This window comes from Streptomyces sp. WELS2, from assembly GCF_013870595.1.
GTDB lineage: Bacteria > Actinomycetota > Actinomycetes > Streptomycetales > Streptomycetaceae > Streptomyces.
The window spans coordinates 1-3,816 of record NZ_JACBWZ010000621.1 but is presented as its reverse complement, the minus strand read 5'-3'; the positions used below and the strand labels follow the sequence as shown (position 1 = coordinate 3,816).

Below are 3,816 nucleotides of genomic sequence, written 5' to 3'. Positions count from 1 at the left end.
TGGATCACCATCGTGCTCGCCCTGTCCGCGCTGCGGCTGCCGGCCGTGGGCGCCGCGCCGCGCGCGGTGATGGTGGGCGTGGTCATCCGCGCGTACCTCGGTTCCCGCTCGTGGCCCGCTGCTGGGCGTGCTGGAGGGCGGCCCGGCTGGACTGGCCGGTCAGGGCGGCCTGGAAGGCGCTCTGCAGGGCGAGCGACACGGCCGGCCAGCCGGCGCCGAGCCGGGCCGTGCGGGACCGGGCGGCGGCCACCTGGTCCGCCAGCGCGTCCAGTCGGGGCACCTGCTCGCGCCAGACGGCGGCGGCCTTCTCGTTCGCCGGGACCATCCAGCTGTTGCGCGCGTAGGTCAGCTGCTCGCGCTCGCTCGTCAGACAGCCGACGATCCTCGCCGCCATCCGCTCCCGCCGCTCGTCGCCGGTGTCGGGGACGGTGAGCACGGTGCCGCCCAGCGGGGCCACGGACTTCGCGCCGGGCCTCGGCACGGGGATCCGCGCGATGCCCCAGTGCAGCGACTTCTTGGTGTTCAGGGTCTCGACCTGCCACGGGCCGTTGATCATCATGGCCGCGTTGCCCGCCATGAACTGGTCGTTGACGTCCGCCTGCGTCCAGCCCACCGTCGACTTCGACAGCGAGCCGTCCTTCAGCAGGCTCTTCCAGTAGTCCAGCGCCTCGACGACCCTGGGCCCGTCCAGGCGGGTCTCGTCGCCGCCGTTGGACCACATGAACGGCGTGAACTGGAAGACGCCGTCCTCGGCGCCGCCCGCGCTGAGCGCGAGGCCGTAGCGCTTGCCCCGGGTCAGCCCGCGCGCGGTCTCGCGCAGTTCCGCCCAGGTGGTGGGCACCTCGAGGCCCGCCTGGCGAAGAAGGTCCTTGTTGTAGAAGAGCGCCAGCGTGTTCACCGACCGGGCGGCTCCGTAGTACGTCCCTTTGTAGGAGCCGAAGTTGACGATGCCGCGCGGCACGCCGTCGGTGCCCAGTCCGAGCTTCCTGAGGTCGGTCAGCCCGCCGGCCTCGGCGAACACCGGCATCTCCGAGGCGTCGAACTGCACGATGTCCGGCAGTGACTTCGAGGAGGCCATGCGCAGCGCCTTGGTCATCACCTGGGCCGCCGGGACGCTCTGCTGCTCGACGGTGACGCCGAGCCGCTTCCCGCACCGGGCCATCACCTCGGCGTCCCAGCGGTGGTACGTCTCGTCGGTCGAGGAGTTCAGCACGGTGTAGACGGAGCCGTCGCGCTGCCGGCCGCAGCCGGTCAGTGCCGCCCCGGCGAGCAGGGCGCAGACGACGGCGAGAGGTATCACGGCCTTGCGGGAGCGTCTATTGAAGCGCTTCGACATGTGCGGCCCTTGCTGTCGTACCGTCCGGCAGCGGCACCGGACGCCTTTGTTTATGGTGATGACTAATACGCCATGCACGGGCCGTCGCGCCAGACCCGGGCACACGTCCATTCCTCCGCGCCCTCGCTGACAAGCAACGGGAAATCCATAATCTTCCCTGTTCAGAAGGGATTTACCGGTGCCGGGGCCTGCCCGGGCGAGAGGTGTTCTGTGTACGATCGAAACGCCGGGCGGCGCCTTCGCGCCCTACTCGAACCACTCCAGCTCCCCCGAGGAAGAACATGAAGTTCACCAACGGCTTCTGGCGCGTCCGCGACGGCGTGCAGATCTCCTACGCGGTGCAGCCGCGTGACGTACGTCTGTCATCGAAGCGCTTCACCGCCTATGCGGCCGTACAGAACGTGGCGCGGAGAGGGGACACGCTCAACGCGCCGCTGCTCATGGTCGACTGCTTCTCCCCCGCCGACGGCGTCATCGGCGTGCGGGTCACCCACCACGCCGGCAAGCGCCGCCCCGGCCCGGACTTCGCCCTCGGCGAGGAGCCGGACGGCGCGGGCGAGGTGCGCCGGGACGGCACGGTCACCGAGCTCACCAGCGGACCGCTGACCCTCCGCCTGGACGAGGCCGGCCCGTGGGCCCTGGCGTTCCTCGGCGCGGACGGCCGGGAGCTGACCCGGGCGGGCGCCAAGGGCACCGCCTTCGCCACCACCGACGACGGCGCCCACCACGTCCTGGCCCAGCTCGCCCTCGGTGTGGGCGAGCAGGTCTACGGCCTCGGCGAGCGCTTCACGCCGTACGTGAAGAACGGCCAGGTGGTGGACATCTGGCAGGCGGACGGCGGCACCAGCAGCGAACAGGCCTACAAGAACATCCCGTTCTACCTCTCCTCGCGTGGCTACGGCGTGTTCGTCAACCACCCCGGGAAGGTCTCCTTCGAGGTCGGCTCGGAGTCCGTCGGCCAGGTGCAGTTCAGCGTCGAGGACCAGAGCATCGAGTACTACGTGATCGCCGGTCCCACCCCGAAGGAGGTGCTCGCCCGCTACACCGCCCTGACCGGCCGCCCGGCACTGCCGCCCGCCTGGTCCTTCGGCCTGTGGCTGACCACGTCGTTCACCACCGACTACGACGAGGCGACCGTGATGTCCTTCGTCGACGGCATGGCCGAGCGCGGCATCCCGCTGTCGGTCTTCCACTTCGACTGTTTCTGGATGCGCGAGTACCAGTGGTGCGACTTCCAGTGGGACCCGGCAGTCTTCCCCGACCCGGAGGGCATGCTGGCCCGGCTGAAGGAGAAGGGCCTGCGGGTCAGCGCGTGGATCAACCCGTACATCGCGCAGAAGTCCCCGCTCTTCGAGGAGGCGGCGGCCCTGGGCCACCTGGTGCGCCGGCCGAACGGCGACGTCTGGCAGTGGGACCTGTGGCAGGCGGGCATGGGCCTGGTCGACTTCACCAGTCCCGACGCCCGCGCCTGGTTCCAGGCCAAGCTGAAGGCGCTGCTGGACCAGGGCGTGGACTGCTTCAAGACCGACTTCGGCGAACGCGTGCCCACCGATGTCGTCTGGCACGACGGCTCCGACCCGCAGCGGATGCACAACTACTACACCCACCTGTACAACCGGACCGTCTTCGAACTCCTGCTGAAGGAGCGGGGCGAGGGCGAGGCCGTCCTCTTCGCCCGCTCGGCCACCGCGGGCGGGCAGCAGTACCCGGTGCACTGGGGCGGCGACTGCTGGGCGTCCTTCGAGGCCATGGCGGAGTCCCTGCGCGGCGGGCTGTCCCTGTCGCTGAGCGGCTTCGGCTTCTGGAGCCACGACATCGGCGGCTTCGAGGGCACCCCCGACCCGTCGGTGTTCAAGCGCTGGCTCGCCTTCGGCCTGCTCTCCTCGCACAGCCGCCTGCACGGCTCCACGTCGTACCGGGTGCCGTGGAACTTCGGCGAGGAGGCCGTGGCGGTCGCCCGGCGGTTCACGCTGCTCAAACACCGTCTCATGCCCTACCTGTACGGCGCCGCCGCCGAGGCCCACCGCACCGGTGTGCCGGTGATGCGCCCGATGCTCCTGGAGTTCCCGCACGACCCGGCGTGCCGCCCGCTGGACCGCCAGTACATGCTGGGCCCCGACCTGCTGGTCGCCCCGGTGTTCACGGAGGACGGCGAGGTGGAGGTCTACCTGCCCGAGGGGACCTGGACGCACCTGCTGTCCGGCGAGCGGGTCACCGGACCGGTCTGGCGCACCGAACGGCACGACTACGACAGCCTGCCGCTGTACGTCCGTGAGGGCGCCGTGCTTCCGCTGGCCGCCGACGACAGCCGTCCCGACGGAGACTGGCTGGATGCCCCCACCCTGCTCGTCCACCCCACGGCGGAGCCGGACTACACCGCGGAGGTCACGGTCCCCGATCTGTCGGGCACCCCCGCCGCCATCGGCTACGCGGAGGCCTGGTCAAGAACGCCTACGTCGGCCGGACCTTCATCCAGCCCT

General features: G+C 70.6%; 2 protein-coding genes. One reads left to right on the top strand and one right to left on the bottom strand.

What is annotated here, in order from left to right; translation table 11 throughout:
- Positions 1-82: 82 nt before the first annotated feature.
- Positions 83-1,336, bottom strand: coding sequence for a sugar ABC transporter substrate-binding protein (locus tag H5J33_RS26870; protein WP_181797432.1), 1,254 nt, complete (start codon positions 1,334-1,336; stop codon positions 83-85).
- A 281-nt stretch (positions 1,337-1,617) separates the two neighbouring features.
- Here H5J33_RS26870 and yicI point away from each other — a divergent pair.
- On the top strand, positions 1,618-3,816 hold a 2,199-nt coding region (gene yicI, locus H5J33_RS26865; protein ID WP_181797431.1), incomplete at its 3' end, for an alpha-xylosidase.

Bases quoted from the DNA above. Each gene is read 5' to 3' on its own strand.
- H5J33_RS26870 (WP_181797432.1), bottom strand. From the start codon at position 1,336: ATGTCGAAGCGCTTCAATAGACGCTCCCGCAAGGCCGTGATACCTCTC.